Annotated in this window: 17 protein-coding genes and 1 pseudogene; 13 read left to right on the forward strand and 5 right to left on the reverse strand. The window is 65.6% G+C overall.

The genetic code is table 11. The features are described 5' to 3' along the window. Nucleotides 1-252, reverse strand: a 252-nt coding sequence (locus ACFP9U_RS14320) for an N-acetylmuramidase domain-containing protein (RefSeq protein WP_378622404.1), incomplete at its 3' end; no start/stop codon positions are given. A 256-nt stretch (nucleotides 253-508) separates the two neighbouring features. Between ACFP9U_RS14320 and ACFP9U_RS14325 the strand changes: the two genes are divergently transcribed. The 4 genes from ACFP9U_RS14325 to modC all read left to right on the forward strand — a co-directional run bounded on the left by ACFP9U_RS14325 (nucleotide 509) and on the right by modC (nucleotide 3,915). After that, nucleotides 509-1,204: a tellurite resistance TerB family protein gene (locus tag ACFP9U_RS14325; protein ID WP_378622406.1), complete on the forward strand. Its 696-nt coding sequence runs from the start codon at nucleotides 509-511 to the stop codon at nucleotides 1,202-1,204. A gap of 178 nt (nucleotides 1,205-1,382) precedes the next feature. Continuing rightward, the gene (gene modA, locus ACFP9U_RS14330) at nucleotides 1,383-2,129 is read left to right on the forward strand and encodes a molybdate ABC transporter substrate-binding protein (RefSeq protein ID WP_378622407.1); all 747 of its coding nucleotides are present in this window, start codon (nucleotides 1,383-1,385) and stop codon (nucleotides 2,127-2,129) included. An 18-nt stretch (nucleotides 2,130-2,147) separates the two neighbouring features. After that, on the forward strand, nucleotides 2,148-2,840 hold the full coding sequence (modB, locus tag ACFP9U_RS14335) for a molybdate ABC transporter permease subunit (protein ID WP_378622409.1): 693 nt from the start codon (nucleotides 2,148-2,150) through the stop codon (nucleotides 2,838-2,840). Beyond that, the gene (gene modC / locus ACFP9U_RS14340; RefSeq protein WP_378622411.1) at nucleotides 2,827-3,915 is read left to right on the forward strand and encodes a molybdenum ABC transporter ATP-binding protein; all 1,089 of its coding nucleotides are present in this window, start codon (nucleotides 2,827-2,829) and stop codon (nucleotides 3,913-3,915) included. Before modB ends, modC begins: the two co-directional genes overlap by 14 nt. 282 nt (nucleotides 3,916-4,197) lie before the next feature. Here modC and ACFP9U_RS14345 read toward each other — a convergent pair whose 3' ends face one another. Further along, nucleotides 4,198-5,940, reverse strand: a complete 1,743-nt coding sequence (locus ACFP9U_RS14345) for a DUF882 domain-containing protein (protein WP_378622412.1) — start codon at nucleotides 5,938-5,940, stop codon at nucleotides 4,198-4,200. Nucleotides 5,941-6,212: 272 nt separating this feature from the next. Beyond that, nucleotides 6,213-7,700, reverse strand: a complete 1,488-nt coding sequence (locus ACFP9U_RS14350; protein ID WP_378622414.1) for a sigma-54-dependent transcriptional regulator — start codon at nucleotides 7,698-7,700, stop codon at nucleotides 6,213-6,215. A gap of 146 nt (nucleotides 7,701-7,846) precedes the next feature. Here ACFP9U_RS14350 and ACFP9U_RS14355 point away from each other — a divergent pair, with 146 nt between their 5' ends. From ACFP9U_RS14355 to hemH, 6 genes are all read left to right on the forward strand, one after another. Further along, complete coding sequence (locus tag ACFP9U_RS14355) at nucleotides 7,847-9,700, forward strand: M3 family oligoendopeptidase (protein ID WP_378622415.1); 1,854 nt, start codon at nucleotides 7,847-7,849, stop codon at nucleotides 9,698-9,700. 17 nt (nucleotides 9,701-9,717) lie between these two features. After that, nucleotides 9,718-10,881 carry an aminodeoxychorismate synthase component I gene (locus tag ACFP9U_RS14360; RefSeq protein WP_378622417.1) on the forward strand — a complete coding sequence of 388 codons (1,164 nt, stop codon included), beginning with the start codon at nucleotides 9,718-9,720 and terminating at the stop codon, nucleotides 10,879-10,881. Between the two features lie 114 nt (nucleotides 10,882-10,995). After that, complete coding sequence (locus tag ACFP9U_RS14365; RefSeq protein ID WP_378622418.1) at nucleotides 10,996-12,441, forward strand: homospermidine synthase; 1,446 nt, start codon at nucleotides 10,996-10,998, stop codon at nucleotides 12,439-12,441. Further along, entirely contained in the window at nucleotides 12,411-12,896 is a 486-nt protein-coding gene (locus tag ACFP9U_RS14370) for a hypothetical protein (protein WP_378622420.1), read from the forward strand. The genes ACFP9U_RS14365 and ACFP9U_RS14370 overlap by 31 nt, the downstream gene beginning before the upstream one ends. Before the next feature lie 382 nt (nucleotides 12,897-13,278). Then, complete coding sequence (locus ACFP9U_RS14375) at nucleotides 13,279-15,315, forward strand: 5'-nucleotidase C-terminal domain-containing protein (RefSeq protein WP_378622422.1); 2,037 nt, start codon at nucleotides 13,279-13,281, stop codon at nucleotides 15,313-15,315. Between the two features lie 236 nt (nucleotides 15,316-15,551). After that, the gene (hemH, locus tag ACFP9U_RS14380; protein WP_378622423.1) at nucleotides 15,552-16,604 is read left to right on the forward strand and encodes a ferrochelatase; all 1,053 of its coding nucleotides are present in this window, start codon (nucleotides 15,552-15,554) and stop codon (nucleotides 16,602-16,604) included. Between the two features lie 17 nt (nucleotides 16,605-16,621). Here hemH and ACFP9U_RS14385 read toward each other — a convergent pair whose 3' ends face one another. Then, a complete protein-coding gene (locus ACFP9U_RS14385) occupies nucleotides 16,622-17,617 on the reverse strand; it encodes a KpsF/GutQ family sugar-phosphate isomerase (RefSeq protein ID WP_322451379.1) in 996 nt (331 codons plus the stop codon). 137 nt (nucleotides 17,618-17,754) lie between these two features. Between ACFP9U_RS14385 and ACFP9U_RS14390 the strand changes: the two genes are divergently transcribed. Next, nucleotides 17,755-19,407 (forward strand): outer membrane beta-barrel protein, encoded by a 1,653-nt coding sequence (locus ACFP9U_RS14390; RefSeq protein WP_378622425.1) that lies wholly within the window; start codon nucleotides 17,755-17,757, stop codon nucleotides 19,405-19,407. Nucleotides 19,408-19,443: 36 nt separating this feature from the next. On the opposite strand, the gene galU is transcribed toward ACFP9U_RS14390, so the two are convergent. After that, on the reverse strand, nucleotides 19,444-20,325 hold the full coding sequence (gene galU, locus ACFP9U_RS14395) for a UTP--glucose-1-phosphate uridylyltransferase GalU (RefSeq protein WP_378622427.1): 882 nt from the start codon (nucleotides 20,323-20,325) through the stop codon (nucleotides 19,444-19,446). A gap of 262 nt (nucleotides 20,326-20,587) precedes the next feature. On the opposite strand from galU, the gene ACFP9U_RS14400 reads away from it, so the two are divergent. Next, complete coding sequence (locus ACFP9U_RS14400) at nucleotides 20,588-21,739, forward strand: lytic murein transglycosylase (protein WP_378622428.1); 1,152 nt, start codon at nucleotides 20,588-20,590, stop codon at nucleotides 21,737-21,739. Nucleotides 21,740-21,842: 103 nt separating this feature from the next. Continuing rightward, nucleotides 21,843-22,047: pseudogene (locus ACFP9U_RS14405) on the forward strand (DUF459 domain-containing protein); the annotation flags it as partial.

Raw genomic sequence — 22,047 nt, forward strand, 5'->3', positions numbered from 1 at the left:
GGGCGGATTGCGCACCACGCCGGCCTTGGGCGCGGCAAGTCCCTCTTCGCGCGCTCGCTGCCGGGCCTCCGGCGAAAGCCGCCGGTCGAAATAATGCCCCTCGAAACGAATGAGCGGCTCGCGCCGGCCGCGCACCACGGCGTGTGTTCTGCCGCCGGACTCCACCTCGACAAGCGCGAGGAGCGTCGCGGGCGCCAACCCCGCATTTTGGGCGGCTTCGATGATCAGTTTTTCTGTTTCGGCAGAAAACATGGGGCAACCTCCGGCTTGCGTCCGCCTCATTCTGCGCGGACGGGCGAGGGCGGGGACAAATCCGGCGTCGATTCCGCAAAGCCGCATCGAAAGAGTACGACCAACACCTTGCAGCGGCGGAAGAATGTCCGCCCGAAGGAACGCCCGGGCGCAAAAACTTGTCCACGCAGGCAGGCGATGCATCACGTGCCGCGGATTGCATTGCGGCCGTGCGCGACCTACCTCTCCTCATCCTACCTGTAGCGAGGAGAACTCCATGATCGATCCGAAGAAGCTGCTCGACGACTTCCTGGGGCAGCAGGGCTCGAAGGGCGGGTCGTCCATCCGCGACAAGGCCGGCCAGGTCACCCAACTGGCCAAGGACAACCCGCTTGCCACCGGGGCGATCGTGGCAATGCTTCTCGGCTCGAAGAAAGGGCGGAAGTTCGCAGGCGGCGCGCTCAAGCTCGGCGGCATGGCGGCGATCGCCGGCCTCGCCTACAAGGCCTATCAGGACTACCAGTCGGGACAGAAACCCGGAGGAGCCGACGCCGCGCAGGAAGTCCTGCCGCCGCCCTCCGGCACTGCCTTCGATACAGCGGAAGCGCCGCAGGGCGAAGATGCGTTCGCCTTTGCCCTGGTGCGCGCGATGATCGCCGCAGCGCGCGCCGACGGCCATATAGACGATGCCGAGCGCGCCAGGATCGCCGAACGCCTGAAGGAGACATCGATCGGAGCCGAAGCCGAGAATTTCCTCATCCGCGAGCTCGAGCGCCCGGTCGACCTGGACGCGCTCGTCGCCGCGGCCGAGACCGACGCGCAGAAGGTCGAGCTCTACACCGCCTCGCGTCTGGCGATCGAGCCGGAGACCCGCGCCGAGCGCGGCTATCTCGACATGCTCGCCGGGCGCCTGAAGCTGCCGGACGTGCTCGTCGATCACATCGAGGCCACGGTGTCCCAGGCCGCCGATTGAGGCCCGGTTGTTGCCAAATGCGCGGCCACGCGGCATAAAGTGCCTGCGCCGCAACGGCGCGGGCGGCAGTGCGTGGCCGCCTTTGCGACAAGGGCAAGCCGCATCCGGGGCGCGGGTGCCGCCTTCGGTCCACCATCACGTCCTTTGGAACCGCACTGTCGTGCCATGGAGGATGTGCATGTCAAAAATCCTGACCATCGTCCTGTTCGTTCTTGCCGGATGCCTCCCCCTCTCCGCTGCGGCAGCCGAATCGCTGACCATCTTCGCCGCCGCCAGCATGAAGGATGCGATGGACCGTGCCGCGCCGGCGTTCGAGGCGGAAAGCGGGGTCGAGGTGGTGGTCTCGCTCGCCGCGAGCTCGGTCCTGGCCCGCCAGATCGAAGCCGGCGCGCCGGCCGACGTGTACATCTCCGCCGACCAGGAGTGGATGGACTGGCTTTCGGAACGTGAACTGGTGCGCCCGGACGGCATCAGGACCGTCGCCGCGAACGCGCTGGTGATCGCATCATCCGCGGACGCCGGCCAAACGGCGCGGGATCCCGCCGACCTGCTCGGCCGGGAGCGCTTTGCCATGGGTGATCCGAGCCACGTGCCGGCGGGCCGCTACGCCAAGGCGGCGCTGGAAGGCCTCGGCCTGTGGGAGGCGGTGCGCGAACACGCCGTCTATGCCGAGAATGTCCGCGTAGCACTCGAGCTTGCCCGCCGTGGCGAGGTGCGGGCGGCGATCGTCTACGGATCCGACGAGAAGGCGGTCGAGGGCCTTTTGCGCGCCTACACCTTCCCGCCGGAAAGCCACCCGCCCATCCTCTATCCGGCCGCCGCCACCCCGGAAGCGGGACCTGAGGCACAGGCGTTCATCGATTTCCTCGCCGGCCCGGCCGGGCAGGAGATCTTCCGCGACCTCGGCTTTGCACCGTTCGATTGACGGCCGGGCGGCGAAAAGATGATGGAAGCGGAAACGGCGATTGTCCTCCTGTCGGCAAAAGTGGCGCTGGCGGCGATCCTTTTGGCGCTGCCGCCCGCCTTTGCGGTGGCCTGGCTTCTTGCCCGCCGCCGTTTTAAGGGCAAGGGCTTCGTGCAAGCGGTGGTGACCCTGCCGCTGGTGCTGCCGCCCGTCGTCACGGGTTATGGCCTGCTTCTTCTGTTCGGTACGCAGGGCCCGCTGGGCAGGCTGTTCGAGGCGGCCTTCGGCCTCACCTTCGCCTTTCGCTGGACCGGGGCGGCACTGGCGGCCGGGGTGATGGCCTTCCCTCTCCTGGTGCGGCCGATCCGCCTGTCCCTGGAGGCGGTGGACCGGGGACTGGAGGAGGCCGCCGAAACGCTCGGCGCCTCGCGCATCGTGGTTTTCCTGACCGTCACCCTGCCGCTCGCCCTGCCGGGCGTGCTGGCGGGCGCGGTGCTGGGCTTCGCCAAGGCGCTGGGCGAGTTCGGGGCGACGATCACCTTCGTCTCGAACATTCCCGGCGAGACCCAGACACTATCGCTGGCCATCTATGCCCTGCTTCAAAGCCCGACGGGAGACACAGCCGCGTTGCGGCTCATCGTTGTTTCCATCCTGCTGGCGCTCGCCGCGGTGCTTCTGTCGGAATGGGTGGCGCGGCGGCTGACGGAAAGGGGCGGCGATGGGCGGGCTTGAGGTCGATATCACCGGCAGGGCCGGCAGCTTCGCGATATCGGCGCGCTTTACCGCCGCACCGGGAGTGACCGCACTCTTCGGCCGCTCCGGCGCCGGAAAGAGTACGATTCTCAAGATGATCGCCGGCATCATGCGTCCCGATCAGGGCCGGATCGTCGCCGATGGCCGGGTGCTCTTCGATGCCGCCGCCGGGATCAACTTGCCGCCGCGCGCACGCGGCGTGGGCTTCGTCTTCCAGGAAGACCGGCTGCTGCCGCATCTCTCCGTCCGGCGCAACCTGACCTATGCGCGCTGGGCCGGCCGGCGCGCCGCCAGCCGGCCGCTGGAAGAGGTGGTGGCGCTGCTCGGCCTGAAGCCGCATCTCGACCGGTTTCCCGGAACGCTTTCGGGCGGGGAACGCCAGCGGGTAGCGATCGGCCGCGCATTGCTGGCAGATCCCGGGATCCTGCTGATGGATGAGCCGCTGTCTTCCCTCGACCGGCAGCGACGCGGCGAAATCCTGCCCTATCTCGAAGCGGTCGCCGGTGAAACGCGTATTCCCGTCCTCTACGTCAGCCACGAGACCGACGAGGTCGCCCGCCTGGCGGACAGGGTGGTCGCGGTGGAGGATGGCACGGCACAGGTGGCCGGCACGCCGGCGCAGATCATCGGCTTTCACCGCAGCAAAGGGGATATCCCCGTTTCCATCGTCGAGGGTGTGGTCGTGGACTTCGACCGGCGCTACGGCGCGGCCATGGTCGATATCGGGGGCGTTCATATCGAGCTTTCCGGCGTCGACCTGGCGGAAGGCGCCGGCCTGCGGCTGAGTGTCAACGCATCGGATGTCGCCATTGCCACCACGCCCCATGAAGGACTGTCCATCCGAAACCAGATTCCCTGTACGGTCGAAGCGGTCGAGACAGCGGGCACGGTCGCCGACGTCTTCCTGCGCTGTGGCCATCAAAGGCTCGTGGCCCGGATCACCGCGCGTTCGGCGTCCGAACTCGGCCTTGCCCCGGAGCGGCCGGTCGTGGCGCTGGTCAAAGCCATATCCGTGGCATCCTACAGCCACGCCGGAAGGCCTTATACAACCTAAAGTGGTGAATAGATCGAATTGTTAAGCTTCTATTAACCATTCTTTAACGGGAGAACCCCACACTAGCCTCATCGGATCGGCTTTCCTCCTCCCGAGCACGGTTCGACAGGGGCGGCCGCAACGGCCGCCCCGTTTTCAACTCCAGCGTTTATCCGTCTTATCCGTTCCAGCGCGTCCTCCATGCCCGCCGGGCAAGGCGCCGGTGACGCCGCCCCGGGGACATGTGTGGAACGCTACAGCGCGTCCACCTTTTGGACGCGCGAAGGGTGCGGGAAGAGAGCGCTATTCCTCTGCGAACTTGGCGACCGAGAGGAAATTGACCGCCTTGCCGGTGAAACGCCGCGCATCGGCGATGTGTATCGCCTCACGCTGGAAGCCGGTCGTGTAGACCGTCTTCGGCGCCTCGGCGATCTCCGGCGTGAAGGTCGGGATCTTCGCCTCCTGCGCAAAGCTCAAAAGCGAAGCCTGCTTCAGGACATTATGGGCCGGGGCCGCTTCGACCGGGAGCACCTTGGCCGCACGCTCGCGCCCGGCATCCTGCGGCCCGGGCTTTGCGGTCTTGGGCGTCGTCCTTACGCCGCTCGAGATGAAAGCCGCCGCGCGCGCGTTGCCGCTTTCCTTCAACAGTTCCACGCGCCGCGGCGTATCAGCCGTCTTCTCGATACTATCCGAAGGCAGCGGCACGGATCCGGCAGATGTGCCGTTCCCCTGTGCAGACGGTACGTCCGTCTGCGACAAAGACGCCACGGCGAAAGCCTGCTCGCCGGACTTCGGCGCCATAGCGGGCACCGGCACGCCGCGGTCCGCCGTCTGCTGCGGCTCCATATCCTTCTGCTCGGTCAGCAATTCAGCGATCACGTCGGACGAACTTGGCCGCTCGGGTCGGCGCGTCGGCGTCACATAGGCCGTCGCCGTCGGCAGGTCCTGCACGTCCCCGTCCTGCTCATCCACCGCATCCGCCTGCGCCACCTGCATCTCCGGTTCGGGCGGAGCGTATTCGGGGCGCCGCGTGGGCAGAGGCACATTGGAGGCGACAAGAGCTTCCGTTGGCTGCGCTTCCGGCTCCTGTTCCGCCTCGGGAGCAGCGTTGGGGGCGGGCGCCTCGACCGGCAGGGCCGTACCGACGCCGATATCCGGACGCGGGGCCTCGCGCGGCACGGGAAGTTCCCGCTCCGGCAGGGCGGCCAGAATGGTCTTCGGCGCCGCGGGTTCGGGCGCGGCCGGGCGCTCCGGTTCTGCCTGGCGCTGCGGTACGGACCTTGCAGGTTGCGGCGCGGAAGCGACCTGGACATTGCTGTTGGCGTTATCCTCTTCCTCGTCGGCGCCGCCGCCGAAGAGCGCGGCGAGCAGCCCCCGGCCCCGCCTTTTTCCGCTGTCGTCGGCGACCTGGATGGAGCCTCCGTTCCGCTCGCGCGCCTCGTAGGCGGCGAGTGCCTGCTGATAGCCGGGCAGCGGCTTGCCGTCCGAGGGGACATGGAGCGTCTTTCCGTCCGGGAAGACGGAGACGAGTTCCCTGCGGCTCATGCGCGGCCAGTGGCGCACGCCGGCCACGTCGATATGGATGAAGGGCGAGCCCGAGCGCGGATAGTAGCCCACACCGCCAACCTCTCTTTTCAGGGCGACGTTCCTGAGCTTGGAAAGGTTCACGTCCGGCAGGAAGAAATCGATCGCCTTGCCCAGCATATGCTGGCTCTTCTTCGCCACGCCGCTGCTGCGCTTGCGCAGCATGGCATTCGTCTGGGGCGAGCGGTAGGCCGAGACCACGTGGATATAGTCGCGCGAACCGGACGCGCGATAGACCTCCCACAGAAGGTCGAGCAGCCGCGGATCCATCGTGGTGGGCTCGTCACGGCGCCAGTCGCGCAAAATGTGGTTGATCTGCTGCAGGCCGCTCTTGAGATAGCGACCGTTGCGCTTGTACGTGATTTCAGCGCGTTCACCCGTGTGGGTGAAGTAGAGCCTGAGCGAGCGCGTTTCCGCGCTTGCCACCGGAGCGGCCGACAGAAGCAGTGCCAGTGCGAGCATCAACCCGGCAACGAATCTTGCCGGCGCGACCCCTCTCCTGCACAATCGGCGATGTTCAACGTCGTTGTTAGTCAAACCAAGGCCTTATCGGCTGAAATTGTCCCCACTGACGAGAGCCGAATGCGCCCCCGAAAGCATTCGCACCCTGCACGATAATGGTTAACCGACACTTATTGAAGCAGGAATGCGCCACAAGCGTGGCGAGAACGTGACGGCGGCGTTTTCAGCTAAATTGTGGTAAATGTTGAATTAAAGGCGCGCAAGAACAGCGCTTATTCACTGCCGCCATTCTTCGGGACGTCGTGCCCCATTTCCCTGAGCTTGCGATAGAGGGTGGACCGGCCGATGCCGAGCCGGCGCGCGACCTCGCTCATCTGCCCGCCATAGTGGTCTATCGCGATGCGGATCATCTCATGCTCGACCGCTTCCAGCGTGCGCATCTGCCCCCTTTCGTCCAGGGCTGACAGGAGGCCGGGGTGCAACTGCCGTCGCCCCGTCTCGTCCGGCGTACCGCTCTCCGCCTCTTTCTGCGCAGGTGCCGCCGCATTTTCCTCCGGCAGCGACAGTTCCGCCGCCAGCCCGCCCATCTGCGCCCGGATCTGGGGAAAGGCCGCGACCGTCAGCACCTCACCCTCACTCAGGACGGCGGCGCGAAAGACCGCATTCTCCAACTGCCTGATGTTGCCCGGCCAGTCATAGGCGGCGAGCACCTCGAGCGCCTCGGCAGAAATGCCCGAAATGCGCTTGCCCGGCACGGCGTTGGAGAAACGGCCGATGAAGTGCTGCACGAGAAGGGGGATGTCTTCCTTCCGGTCGCGCAGCGGCGGCACGGTGATCGGAAAGACGTTGAGGCGGTAGAAGAGATCCTCGCGGAACCGCCCCTCCCGGACCTGCTGCAACAGGTCGCGATTGGTCGCCGAGATCAGCCGGATATCGACTTTCACGGTCTGCCGCCCGCCGACCGCATCCACCTCCCCGTCCTGCACGGCGCGCAGGAGCTTGACCTGTGCCTGTGCCGGCAGTTCCCCGATCTCGTCGAGAAACAGCGTGCCGCGATCGGCTTCTACGAACTTGCCGGACCGTCTCTCCGTCGCTCCGGTGAAGGACCCCTTCTCATGGCCGAAGAGGATGCTTTCCACGAGGTTTTCGGGAATGGCGCCGCAGTTGACCGTGACGAAAGCCTTTCCCCGCCGCGCGCTCTCGCCGCGGATGGCGCGCGCGATGAGTTCCTTGCCGACGCCGGACTCGCCGTCGATCAGGACGGGGATATCGGAGGCTGCCGCCTTGCGCGCCAGCGCCAGCGCACGCTCCATCGCCGGGCTGCGGCTGACGATATCGCTGAAGGAGAAACTCGTTTTCTCCGCCCGGCCCCCTTGCCGTGCCGCCCCCTCGAATGCTTCCACCTTGAGGGCGTCGCCGATGGCCCGCGCCAGCCGCTCGGGCGAGACGGGCTTGACGACGAAGTCGAAGGCGCCGGCCCGCATCGCCGCCACCACCGTCTCGATCCCGCCCTTTGCCGTTTGCACGATGACGGGCAGATCGATCCCGCGCCGGCGCATCCGCTGCATGACTTCGATCCCGTCGACGCCGGGCATGACGAGGTCGAGGACCATCGCCCGCGGTGCCGCGCTGGCGACCGCCTCGAGCGCCCCTTCGCCGCTCTCGGCAAGCACCGGCGCATAGCCGAGCTTGCGCACGGCCGCCTCGAGCAGACGGCGCTGGACGGGATCGTCATCGACTATCAGGACCGTTTCCGACATGAATGCAACAGCGCCTTGAAATTCGCTCCGGGGTGATTCCGACGGGCTGGAACAATTTGGCACAGCCTCCTAAACAGGCGTTCAAGAAACCCGGTGAACGAAATCTTATCGCCAAACCGCCCGGGACGCACAATAGGGAGTACCCGATGCATCATAGTGCAAGCAGGCGTTGCCAGGCGCCGCGCACGCCCGCCGAAGGCGCCCGCAAGGCCCCGGAACTGGGCGATCTGCCCCTGTGGAACCTTGCCGACCTCTATCCCGCCATCGACAGCCGGGAACTGGCCGACGACATCGCCCGCGCCCAACGTGACGCACGCGCTTTCGAGGAGAAATGGAAGGGCAGGCTCGCCGAGGAGGCGGCGAAGGGAACCGGTGGACGGCTCGGCGAGGCGGTCCGCGCCTATGAGGAACTCGACGAACTCTTCGGCCGCATCGGCTCCTATGCGGGTCTCGTCTATGCCGACGACACCTCCGATCCCGCACGCGCCAAGTTCTACGGTGATATCCAGGAAAAGCTGACCGACGCCAGCACCCACCTCCTGTTCTTCGCTCTGGAGCTGAACAAGATCGACGATGCGCTGATCGAGACCGCGCTTGCCCAGGATCCGCTTTTCGGCCACTACCGGCCATGGGTGCTGGATATCCGCAAGGACCGCCCGCACCAGCTCGAAGACCGCATCGAGCAATTGTTCCACGAAAGCTCGGTCACGGGACGTGGCGCCTGGAACCGTCTGTTCGACGAGACGATGACGAGCCTGCGGTTTCAGGTCGACGGCGAGGAACTGACGCTCGAACCGACCCTGAATCTGTTGCAGGACGCCGACGGCAGGAAACGCCGCAAGGCCGCCGAAGCGCTTGCCGAGACTCTGGGGGAACACATCCGCCTGTTCACCCTCATCACCAACACGCTCGCCAAGGACAAGGAGATCGCCGACCGCTGGCGCAACTTCTCCGATGTGGCCGATTCCCGTCATCTCGCCAACCGCGTCGAACGCGAGGTCGTCGATGCGCTCGCCGCTTCCGTCCACGACGCCTTCCCGCGGATTTCGCACCGCTACTACGCCATGAAGGCCAGGTGGCTCGGCATGGACAAGCTCAATCACTGGGACCGCAACGCGCCGCTGCCCGAAGCACCGCAGGCGACGATCGGCTGGGACGAAGCGCGCGAGACAGTCCTTTCGGCCTACCGCTCCTTCGCCCCGGAGATGGCGGAGATCGCCGGCCGCTTCTTCGAGAAGAACTGGATCGACGCGCCGGTACGTCCCGGCAAATCGCCCGGCGCCTTCGCCCATCCCACCGTGCCCTCCGCACACCCCTACGTGCTCTTGAACTACATGGGCAAGCCGCGCGACGTGATGACGCTCGCCCATGAACTCGGGCACGGTGTTCACCAGGTGCTCGCCGCCGGCCAGGGCGCGCTGATGGCCTCCACGCCCCTGACGCTCGCCGAGACGGCCTCGGTCTTCGGCGAGATGCTGACCTTCCGCTCCCTACTCGAGCGCACCGCCGACAAGCGCGAGCGCAAGGCCATGCTGGCCCAGAAGGTCGAGGACATGATCAACACGGTCGTGCGCCAGATCGCCTTCTACGAGTTCGAGCGCAAGGTGCACACCGAGCGGCGAAAGGGCGAGCTGACATCGGACCAGATCGGTCGGCTATGGCTCGAGGTGCAGGCGGAAAGCCTGGGTCCGGCGGTGAGGCTCCGCGAGGGCTACGAGACCTTCTGGGCCTATATTCCCCACTTCATCCACTCGCCCTTTTACGTGTATGCCTACGCCTTCGGTGATTGCCTGGTGAACTCGCTCTTCGCCGTGTACAGCCAGGCGGAAACCGGATTCCAGGAGAAATATTTCGAGCTCCTGAAGGCCGGTGGCACGAAACACCATTTGGAGCTTCTCGCCCCCTTCGGCCTTAACGCCTCCGACCCCGCCTTCTGGAGCAAGGGCCTTTCGGTGATCGAGGGTTTGATCGACGAGTTGGAAGCGCTAGATGAGGGGTAAAGCAGCGGTTGCCTGCAATGTCGCGCTCTTCACGCCCCCCTTCCAGGCGCCACGTCGCCCTCTTCCGCAACGACCTTCAGGGTGAAACCCTTTCCTTCGCCAAGCCGCGGGAGGTCCTCATTGCGAACGAGCCGGCGGAACTCCCGCCGGCGCTGGAGCGGGCGGAAGCCGCGCTCGGTGCGGGAAAATGGCTCGCCGGCTATATCGCCTATGAGGCGGGTTTCGTTCTCGAGCCGGCGCTCAGGCAGCATTTGCCGGAGGGGCGGCGGTCACCGCTTGCCTGCCTCGGCGTCTTCGACGCACCGAGCCCGGTCGAGGCTCGGCCGGACACCGCCGTCACGCCGCGTCTTTTCGCGCCCCGCGCCGCCTGGAGCTTTGCCGACTACGCCCCACGCTTCGAGCGCCTTCACCGCCACTTGCGCCTGGGCGATGCCTATCAGGGCAATCTCACCTTTCCCGTGGCGGCGCGCTGGCAGGGCGACCCGCTGGCGCTCTTCGACACGCTGACGGCGCGCCAGCCCGTGCGCTACGCCGCCTTCGTCGATCTCGGCGGCCCCGTTGTGCTGTCGCGTTCGCCGGAGCTCTTCTTCGAGATTTCCGCCGACGGTTGGATCGAGACGCTGCCCATGAAGGGCACCATGAAGCGCGGCGGGACGGCCGAGGAGGATGCCGCACTCAAGGAGGCGCTCAGGAACGATCCCAAGAACCAGGCGGAAAACCGCATGATCGTCGACCTTTTGCGCAACGACATCTCGCGCATCACCGAGGTCGGCACGCTGGACGTGCCGGAACTTTTCCACGTCGAGACCTATCCCACCGTCCACCAGATGATCAGCCGCGTGCGTGCCAGGCTGTTACCGGACATTTCGTTGACCGACATCCTCACCGCCCTCTTCCCCTGTGGCTCCGTCACCGGCGCACCGAAGATCAGCGCCATGAAGATCCTGCGCGTCCTGGAGGGCGTGCCGCGCGATGTCTATTGCGGCGCCGTCGGCTGGGCCGCACCGGACGGTCGCATGCGCTTCAACGTCGCCATCCGCACGATCTCGCTTCACCCGGGCGGCGAGGCGGTCTTCAATGTGGGCGGCGGCATCGTCTTCGATTCCCAGGTGGATGAGGAATATGCCGAGTGTCTCTTGAAGGCGCGCTTCGCCACCGGCGAGGTTCCCGACGTGGGCTGAGCGTTCGTCCCGTCGCGAAACCCGCCTTTCTTCCCGCGCTTTCCGCTTTATTGTGACGGCGTTCTGTGTTTTTGACGCCGGCAATCACCCGCAATCGATGAGGAGAGCCCTGAAATGGCTGAAAAGGACTGGCCCATCCACGGCGAAATCACCGGCCCTGTCGTCATGATCGGCTTCGGCTCGATCGGCCGTGGCACGCTGCCCCTGATCCAACGCCACTTCAGGTTCGACAAATCGCGCATGGTCGTCATCGACCCGGTCGACACCGACCGCAAGCTCCTCGACGAGCGCGGCATCCGGTTCGTGCAGGACTATGTCACGAAGGAGAACTATCGGGACCTGCTCATCCCGCTCCTGACCGCCGGCGAGGGGCAGGGCTTCTGCGTCAACCTTTCCGTCGACACCTCCTCGCTGGACCTGATGAAGCTGTGCCGCGAACTCGGCGTGCTCTACATCGACACGGTGGTGGAGCCGTGGCTCGGCTTCTACTTCGAAAAAGCCGCCAGCAACGCCTCGCGCACCAACTACGCCCTGCGCGAGCCCGTGCGACAGGAAAAGGCCAGGAATCCCGGCGGCACGACCGCCGTTTCCACCTGCGGCGCCAATCCGGGCATGGTCTCGTGGTTCGTCAAGCAGGCGCTGGTCGATCTCGCCCGCGACCTGAAGCTCGATTTCACGGAGCCCGGCCCCTATGAACGCGAGGGCTGGGCGCGTCTGATGCAAAAGGCGGGCGTAAAGGGGATCCACATCGCCGAGCGCGACACCCAGCGCACGAAGAAGCCGAAGCCGATGGACGTGTTCTGGAACACGTGGTCGGTCGAGGGCTTCATCTCCGAAGGCCTGCAGCCGGCCGAACTCGGCTGGGGCACGCACGAGAACTGGCGCCCGGAAAACGCCCGCGATCAGGAGGAAGGCTGCAAGGCGGCCATCTATCTAGAGCAGCCCGGCGCCAACACGCGCGTGCGGACCTGGTGTCCCACCCCCGGTGCGCAATACGGCTTCCTCGTCACCCATAACGAGTCGATCTCCATCGCCGACTTCTTCACCTTGCGCGGCGAAAACGGCGAAGTGAATTATCGGCCCACCTGCCACTACGCCTACCACCCCTGCAACGACGCGGTGTTGTCGCTGCACGAAATGTTCGGCGCGGCCGGCAAGCCGCAGCCCGTCCAGCATGTACTGGACGAGAACGAGCTGGTGGACGGCATCGACGAACTGGGCGTCCTTCTCTACGGCCATGACAGGAACGCCTACTGGTACGGCTCCCAACTTTCCCTGGAGGAAACGCGGGGACTCGCGCCCTATCAGAACGCGACCGGCCTTCAGGTCACCTCCGCCGTGCTGGCCGGCATGGTCTGGGCACTCGAAAACCCCGAAGCCGGCATCGTCGAAGCCGACGAGATGGACTACCGGCGCTGCCTGGAGATCCAGCGTCCCTATCTGGGACCGGTCAAGGGTTACTACACCGACTGGACGCCGCTCGAAGGCCGGCCCGGGCTTTTCCCGGAGGACATCGACGAGGGGGACCCATGGCAATTCCGCAACATATTGGTGCTGTAATGACTTGTATGGGCGCCTTTTTACTTGCATCCGACCGGAAAAACCGGCGAATGAAAGCCATTGCGAAGGAGGGCGTCATGAAATCATTCGGCAGGTTCGCCACTTTTGCGGCACTGGCATCCGTCCTGGCTGCTTCCGGCTGTGCAATGGTCGCGCCGAGAGGAGGAGGTCCCGCCCCGACACAACAGAGCGGTATCGAGGGTCGATGGATCGACCAGGGAGGAATTGCCGTATCCACCTTCAGGGACGGCCAGTTCGTGTCCGTCGACGCGCGCACCGGCGGCACGATGTCGCAAGGCACCTATCAGTTCCAGGATAGAAACAACATCCATATTTCGATGACGGCTCTGGCCCGGGGAACACAGGTCGAAGTCGCCTGCACGATGCCGAACTCCAATCAGCTGAACTGCACCAACTCCATGGGAACGAACTTCGTCCTGACCCGGCGGAGCTGACACGGAATATTCGGGCGGCTTTTTGGCCATGCGCGCCTCCGCCAGAACCGTTCGTTTCTGCGCCAGTCCAGGGATCGACGAGAACTCTCGCATCGTGAAGGCTCAGGCCTTCTGCCACGCGTGTGCGCAGGCACAGCCTTCGTGAAGCATGCCCTGCCGGATGGTCGAGCCGGGATGGCGGGTGTCACGCGTATCGGCGTCCCGTCTCAATTTTTCACGGCCTGATTGTTCCCCGGCTGGAAACCATTCCGTGCCGCACGGCACCTCGACGCCCACACCGTCCCCCTTGCTTCGCCGCATCGCCGGTGGAAACATGCTGATGCGTTACCGAACCGACATGGTGGAGCGCTAAATTAAGATCGGGGGACCAGCCGGAGTTGCAATGATGAATAAAATCGCCGTCCTGGCCGCGGGCGCATCGGCGCTGGCGCTTTCCACCGCACCCTCCCTGGCGGATTACACGCTGAACATCCTGCACATCAACGACTGGCACAGCCGCATCGAACCCATCAACGCCTATGATTCCACCTGTTCGGCGGAAGATGATGCGGCCGGCGAATGCTTCGGCGGCGCTGCCCGCCTCGTCACGGCGGTGCGCGAGCGGCGCACGGCGCTCGACGGCGAGAACGTCCTGTTCCTCAATGCCGGCGACAATTTCCAGGGCTCTCTCTTCTACACGACCTACAAGGGCACGGTGGAAGCGGAGTTCCTGAACCTCATGGGCACCGACGCCATGGTGGTCGGAAACCACGAATTCGACGACGGGGAGGACGGCCTCGCCGCCTTTCTCGAAGAAGTCGAGTTCCCGGTGCTCGGCTCCAACATCAAGGCCGCGGAAGCCTCCGCGCTCGGCGACCGCGTGCGCGAATACGCGATCCTGGACGTGGGCGGCGAGCGGATCGGCATCGTCGGCGCGGTTGCGAACGATACCGCGGAGCTCTCCTCACCGGGCGAGCACGTTTCCATCATCGAGGATGTCGAGGGCATCACCGCGGCCGTCGAGGCCGTGGCGGACGAAGGCGTGGACAAGATCATCGCGCTCACCCATGTCGGCTATCCGCGCGATCTCGAAGCGATCGCCAAGATCCCGGGTGTCGACGTGGTGGTCGGCGGGCACACGAACACGCTCTTGTCCAACACGATCGAAGGCGCCGAGGGCCCCTATCCCACCATGGTCGACAATCCGGAAGGCTACCGGGTGCCCGTGGTTCAGGCCGGCGCCTATTCCAAATATCTGGGAGAGCTCGCCGTCGTCTTCGACGACGAAGGCGTGGTGACGGAGGCCGCCGGCGACCTGCTTCTCATCGACGCCTCCGTCCAACCGGACGAGGATGTTGCCGCGCGCGTTGCGGAGCTTGCCGGCCCCATCGAGGAGCTGAAGGGGAAAGTCATTTCCGAGACCGCAGCTCCGATCGACGGCAGCCGCGAGAGCTGCCGCGCCGGCGAGTGCGAAATGGGCAACCTCGTCACTGACGCAATGCTGGCGCGCACGCGGGACCAGGGCGTCGATTTCGCCATCACAAATGGCGGCGGGCTGCGCGCCTCCATCGACGCGGGCGAGATCACCATGGGCGAGGTACTGGAGGTGCTCCCCTTCCAGAACACGCTCGCCACCTTCCAGCTGAAGGGCTCGGACGTGGTCGCCTCGCTTGAAAGCGGCGTCAGCCAGATCGAGGAAGGGGCCGGCCGTTTCCCGCAGGTATCCGGCCTGCGCTACACGTTCGACCCGTCAGCCGAGCCCGGTGACCGGATCGAAACGGTCGAGGTTGAGGAAGACGGCGAATGGGCGGCAATCGAGCCCGACGAAACCTACACCATCGCCTCCAACAATTTCATGCGCAACGGTGGCGACGGCTACAGCCTGTTCGCGGAAAACGCCGAAAACGCCTACGATTACGGGCCCGGTCTCGAGCAGGTGGTGGCCGACTACCTGGCCGAGAACCAACCCTACCAGCCCGATACCGACGGCCGCATCGCACGGGTCTCGACCGCCGCGGAAAACAACGGCGAGGAAACGGCCGCCGCCCCGATGGAAGAGGGCCAGCCGTCCGCTTCCGCTGCGACCGATGCAGGCGATGAAGGGGCGGACGGCGATCAGTCCTCCATGGAGGAGACGCCCGAAGCAGGCGCCGCCGACGGCGCAACCATGGCAGCGGCGCCGGAGACCGCATCCGGAGAGGTGGAAAGCGAAGCTCCAATGGCCGAGGAGCCAATGGAGGAAGCCGCCGCGGACGCCGAGATGACGGCGGATGGTGGCCGTGGCACCCATGTCGTTGTACGTGGCGACACCTATTGGGATTTGGCGGCGCGCTATTATGGCAGTCCGACCGAATGGCGCCGCCTCGCCGATGCCAATCCCGATTTCACGCCGCGCCGCCTTATCGTCGGCGCCGCGCTGAACGTCCCCTCCGCCGATTGAGCCCTTTCGCCCCGCCGACCGCGGCGGGGCTTTTCCACCTGCGGCCAGCAGCGGCATTGTCTTTGTAAAAGACTTCGTTAGGTGTGAGTGTCATCAGAGCGGTCCTGGAAGTCGGCCCTTGCGGTTCGGGACCGTTCAAGCGTGGATTCGCGGGTCAAGCCCAAACGATCCTGCCTGAACGTTTCCGCACCCCCGGTCGGCTTCACAAAGGCCGCAGGCCACACCCGGAGTAAATCATGACCACCGCCAGCCCGCCATCCAGCAAAGCCGAGGCCGCCCAGACTGCCGAGCACCGCCCCGCCGCCGGCAAGGTCGGCGTTCTGCTCGTCAATCTCGGCACGCCGGACGGCACGGACTACTGGCCGATGCGCCGCTATCTGCGCGAGTTCCTGTCCGACCGGCGCGTCATCGAGTGGCCGCGCGCCATCTGGTATCCGGTGCTCTACGGCATCGTTCTCAGCACGCGGCCGAAGAAGTCCGGTGCCGCCTATGCCAAGATCTGGAACCGGGAGCGCAACGAATCCCCCCTGCGCACATTCACCCGCGCGCAGGGCGAGAAGCTGGCAGCCGCCCTTGCCGCGCAGGATCATGTGATCGTCGACTGGGCCATGCGCTACGGCGCCCCGTCGATCGAGGAGGTGACGAAGAGCCTGATCGCCCGCGGATGCGCGCGCATCGTCATGTTCCCGCTCTATCCGCAATATTCCGCCACCACTACGGCGACAGTGAACGACAAGTTCTTCGAGACGCTGATGAAGCTGCGCTTCCAGCCGGCAATCCGCACCGTGCCCGCCTATCACGACGAGCCCGTCTATATCGACGCGCTCGCCCGCTCCATCGAGCGCCATCTCGCCGGGCTCGACTTCGAGCCGGAGGTCCTGATCGCCTCCTACCACGGTATCCCGCAAAGCTACGCCCGGCGCGGCGATCCCTATGACCGCCAGTGCCAGGAAACCTCGCGGCTGCTGCGCGAACGGCTGGGGCTCGGCGAGGACAGGTTCCTCACCTGCTTCCAGTCACGCTTCGGCCCGGAGGAATGGCTGCAGCCCTATACGGACAAGACGGTGGAACGGCTGGCCCGCGAGGGCGTCAAATCGATCGCCGTCTTCAATCCCGGCTTCGTCTCGGACTGTCTCGAGACGCTCGAAGAGATCGCCGTCGAGGCCAGTGAGACCTTTCGCGAGGCCGGCGGCGAAAACTTCACGCATATCCCGTGTCTGAACGACGGCGAGGAAGGGATGCGCGTCATCGAGGAACTGGTGCGGCGCGAGCTCTCCGGCTGGGCATAAGCGAGGAGGCGCGCCCCTCAGGCCGCCCCGATACGCAGCAGATCGTGCAGGTGCACGATGCCGAGCGGCTTGCCGTCTTCGACCACCATCAGCGTGGTGATGGCCGACGCGTTGATCATCTGCAGCGCCGTCGCGGCCAGGGTCTCCGGCACGATCGTCTTCGGGTTCTTCGTCATCACCTCGTCGACGCTCATGGACAGGATGTCGCCGTCCATGTGCCGGCGCAGGTCGCCGTCGGTGACGATGCCCATCAGCCTGCCGCCCGGATCGGTGATGCCCACGCAGCCAAACCCCTTGCGCGAGATTTCGAGAATCCCCTCGCGCATGCCGGTGCCAGAGGCCACGAGCGGAATGCGCTCGCCGGTATGCATGATGTCGCCGACATGGGTGAGCTTGGCGCCGAGTTGCCCGCCGGGATGGAAGGTGCGGAAATGATCGGCTGTAAAGCCGCGCGCCTCCAGGAGAGCGATGGCGAGCGCGTCGCCCATGACAAGTTGCAGCAGCGTCGACGTGGTGGGCGCGAGATTGTGCGGGCAGGCCTCGGGCACGCGCGGCATGCACAGCACCACGCTGGATTCTCGGGACAGGGTGGAGTCGGCGCCCGCCGTGATCGCAATCAGCGGAATGGAAAAGCGCCGTGCATAGGCGACAATGCCCTTCAACTCCGCGCTCTCCCCCGACCAGGAAAGCGCGATTATGGCATCGTCCCGGGTGATCATGCCGAGATCGCCGTGATTGGCTTCCACCGGATGGACGAAATAGGCCGGCGTGCCCGTCGATGCGAGCGTGGCGGCGATCTTGGAGCCGATATGCCCGCTCTTGCCGACGCCGCTGACAATCACCCGCCCAGCAATGCGCGAGATGACCTCGACGGCTTCCTTGAACGGACCCGACAGCCCGTTGGCCAGCGCCTCTTCGAGGGCGCAGAGCGCGGTCTTCTCGGCATCCAGCGTCCGCATCGCCGAATCGACGGTGCGTTGTGAATCGATCGTCTTGATGGGCCTGTTCAGCATGCAAAAGCGCTTAGCGCTTTCGCCGCGCCATGTCCAATAAAGTCTGACGGCGGCCAGTCTCACTCAACCTTGCGTTAACCAAGGCAATTTACGTTTCGCTTACCCTGGCGCGCCCGCGCTCAAGTGTTCGGATCGTGATGCCTCGCGTTCGCAAGCAGAGTTCGTACGGATTGTTGTGCCTGGCCTGCGCGGCCGGCGCGATTCTGCCGGCCATTCCCGCCGCCGGCCAGGAGACCGGTCTGCGGGGCGCCGTGAGCGAGTCGGAAATCACATCAACACTTCTGCCCACCGGCGAGACGGACGCACGGACGACGGGGACCGTCGGGTTTCCCGCCAATGCCTATCAGCCGGTCAGTCCCGGCGCGCTGCCCGAAGCAGATCCTGATCAGGATCCGCTGTCGCCCCCGGCCGCCAACACGCCCTCCCGCCGGCCGTCCACCGCTATCGGGCGCGAGCGTGAGCGCGAAGAGGCTGCACAGAACGCTGCGGCCACGACGGGTGCGGAAGAGGCCGGCGCAGAAGGGTCGGTCGACGAGATCGATACCGCGAGCCTCCGGGCCGCGAGCGCAGAGCCCGATCGCGAAGACCTGTTCCTGCCGCTGCGCGCCAACGAGCGTGTACGGCCCGTCGGCAACGCCGCTGAACGCCGGCCCGAGACGGACCCCTATGCGCCGCTCGGCCTGCGCCTCGGCACCTTCACGCTTTTCCCGACCCTCGAAGAGGGCCTCACCTGGACCTCGAACGCCGACAACAGTCCGGACGGGCGCGAGGCCCTCCTGTCCGAAAGCACGCTGCGGCTCAACGCCGTTTCCGACTGGTCGCGCCATCGTGCTGTCCTTGACGGCTTCGCCACCTATCGCAAATCGCTCTCCGGCGAGGAGGTCTCCGAACTGGAGGGCGCGGCCGACGCCGCGCTCGAACTGGATCTCGCCCACGGCATGACCGGGCGGGCGGCACTCGGCTATTCCGCCCGGCGCGAATCGGCGTCCTCTCCGGTCGCCATCGCCGGCGTCGACCGCCAGCCGCTGCGCCACACGATCGATGGCGCGGTCGGGCTCGAAAAGGCGCTCGGCAGGATCCATGTGGGCATCACGGGCGAGGTCTCGCGCGATCAGTACGGCGACGCGCGGCTCACGGATGGCACAACCCTCTCCCAGGCCGAGCGGGACTCCACCCTGGCACTGGCCCGCCTGCGCGGTGGGTACGAACTCTCGCCGGCCCTCATGCCGTTCATCGAGATCGAGGCCGGCCGGCGCTTCTACGATGAGGAGCGCGACAGCGCCGGCTACGCCCGGTCCGCGAACCGCTACGGCGTTCGCGGCGGCATCGAACTCGACCTGTCGGAAAAGCTCGCCGGCGAGGTCTCGGCGGGCTGGATTGCGGAAGATTTCGAGGACGATCGGCTGGAGACGATTTCCGGCCTGGCGCTCGCAGCCGCGCTCGACTGGTCCCCCATGCGGGGCACCAATGTACGACTCAACGGCACCACGACGATCGAGGGATCCGCCGATGCCGGCGACAGCGGCTCTCTGCTTTATACCGGGAGGCTCAGCGTCGAGCGCCGGCTGCGCTCGAACCTGACCGGCAATCTCGCACTCGGCGCCGCCTGGCGCGACTACGAGGCCGGCGGCCACGATCTGGTGCTCAACGGCGAAGCGACCCTCACCTGGTGGCTGAACCGCTACGCGGGCCTCACCGGCCGCCTCCGTCACGAGCGCCAGACGAGCGATCTGCCTGGCCGCGACTACGAGACGACCAGCGTCTTCATGGGCATGAAGCTGCAGCGCTGATCGCGGCGACCGCCTAAATGGCGCTCCCCAAGACCTCTAGGATTCGACCTCGGGGAGCAGCGTGCGGATGAAGTTCTTCAGGTAGGGCCTGAACTCCTCGCGCTGAAGCGCGAAGGCGAGATTGGCCTCCACGAAGCCTTCCGGCGAACCGCAGTCGAACGTCCTGCCCTTGTAGACATGGGCGTAGAAGGATTGCTCGGCGTGCAGGCGCAGCATCGCGTCGGTGATCTGGATCTCCCCGCCCGCGCCGGTCTGCTGGTTTTCCAAGAGAGCGAAGATCTCCGGCTGCAGGATGTAGCGGCCGCTGATATAGAAGGTCGACGGCGCGTCCGCGGGCTTGGGCTTTTCCACCATGGAGGTGATCTCGAAACCGGTATGGATGTCCTTGCCGCGCCCGACGATGCCGTATTTGTGCGTCTCGCCGGGATCGCACTCCTCGACGGAAAGCACGTTGCCGCCCGATTTCTCGTAAAGGTCGACCATCTGCTTCAGGCAGCCGGTCTCCGATTGCATGATCATGTCCGGCAGGAGCAGTGCGAAGGGCTCGCCGCCGACCAGTTCGCGCGCGCACCAGACCGCATGCCCCAGCCCCAGCGGGACCTGCTGGCGGGTGTAGCTCGTCTGCCCGGGTTGCGGCTGCATGGCCTCCAGCCTGTCCAGAATTTCGGTTTTGCCGCGCCGCGAGAGCGTCTCGTAAAGCTCCACCTGCACGTCGAAATGGTCTTCGATGGCTGTCTTGTTGCGCCCCGTGACGAAGATGAAGTGCTCGATGCCCGCCTCGCGCGCCTCGTCGACCACATATTGGATCACCGGCTTGTCGACGACGGTGAGCATTTCCTTCGGCAGCGCCTTGGTGGCGGGCAGAAAGCGTGTCCCCAGCCCGGCGACGGGAAAGACGGCCTTGCGTATTTTGGTCATGCGGCAATTTCCCTCAAGACATGTTGACGGCCCGAAGGCATCGGATAATGCTGATACGTGGTTTTCGGTTCCTGCACCATAAAGGTGGACATTCTGCGAACACAGCCCCGATTTTGTCGGGTTTTAGGGTAAACCCTTTCCTAACCGCAATCGGCGATAAAAACGGCTCGTTGTTCCGATGGAGGTTGGAATGTTTGCGTACCAAGCCGCCCGCGGTCCGGCTCTGGCAAGACTCGTGGTGACTGCCTTCGTGATCGGGCTGATGGCCCAGCCGGCCTTCGCCGATGCCGGCTTCCAGCGCTGGCTCGCCGATTTCCGCAATGTCGCAATCCAGAACGGCGTTTCCGGTGCGACCTTCGACCGGGCCTTCCGGGGGGTGACAGCCCCGGATCCCGAAGTTCTCGAAAAGGCCCGCTATCAGCCCGAGTTCAGGGCGGAAGCCTGGGAGTATTTCGACAACCGCGTGCAGGACAATGCCATCCGGACAGGACGCCAGATGGCACGCAAATGGGAACCGTGGCTCGATCGCATCGAGCGCCAGTTCGGCGTCAGCCGCTACATCCTCCTGGCCATTTGGTCGATCGAATCGAACTACGGCGAAGCGCTCCAGAACGACCGCATCATGCGCCACCTGCCGCGTTCGCTGGCCACCCTCGCCTACGCCGACAAGCGGCGCGCCAAGTTCGCACGGACACAATTGCTCGCCGCTCTCAAGATCCTCGAGCGCGGCGACATTCCCGAAAACCAGCTCACCAGTTCATGGGCCGGCGCCATGGGGCACACCCAGTTCATTCCCACCAGCTACCAGGCCTATGCCGTGGACATGGACGGTGACGGACGGCGCGACATCTGGCACTCGGTGCCGGATGCGCTTGCCACCGCGGCCAACCTCCTGCGCAAGAACGGCTGGCAGAGCGGCGAAACCTGGGGCTATGAAGTGGTGCTGCCGGGTGGCCGCAAGTTTCCCGCAGGCACGATGTCGCTCAGCCGCTGGGAATCGATCGGCGTGGTGCGGGCCAACGGCAAGCCTTTCCCCCGCCCCTCCGAAAACGCCGAATTGAAGGTGCCGGACGGCCGGGCCGGACCAGCCTTCCTGATGGTGAAGAACTTCTTCGTCATCAAGCGCTACAACAATTCCGACAAATACGCGCTCGCCGTCGGCCTGCTCGCCGACCAGATCGCGGGTGTGGGCGGCCTCGTGCGCGACTGGAACCGGCCTTTCGAGCGGCTTTCCTCCGATGAGACCGAGGAGTTGCAGAAACGCCTCGGTGCGCTAGGCTATTATCAAGGTCCGATCGACGGCAAGATCGGGCAAGGCTCGCGCAGTGCCATCAAGGAGTTCCAGGCCCGCATGGGGCTGGAACAGGACGGCCATCCCAGCAAAGACGTTCTGAGGAGGCTGCGCGGGAACTGACCGTTTGCCGGCGGGCGTGGTCGCCCGCCGCCGCAAGCGCGACAAGGACAACCGGCGGCCCGGCGGCTTTCGCCGCGGCAAACGCCACCAGGAGTAACGGTTTATGGCCGCGGGTCCTTCCAAGAGAGCGCCTCTCCTGCGGTTGCTTCTGGCCGTCCTCGGCCTGGCCGTTCTTTTCACCGCCATGCCGTCGCCTCGGGACGGAGCGTTTGCGCAGGAAGTCATCCGCCGACGCGGGCTTCTCGACATGCTCTTCGGCGGCCCGCCCCCGCGCGAGGCCTTGCCGCCCGCACGCGAACGCCAGCGTG

Source organism: Nitratireductor sp. GCM10026969, assembly GCF_042660605.1.
GTDB lineage: Bacteria > Pseudomonadota > Alphaproteobacteria > Rhizobiales > Rhizobiaceae > Chelativorans.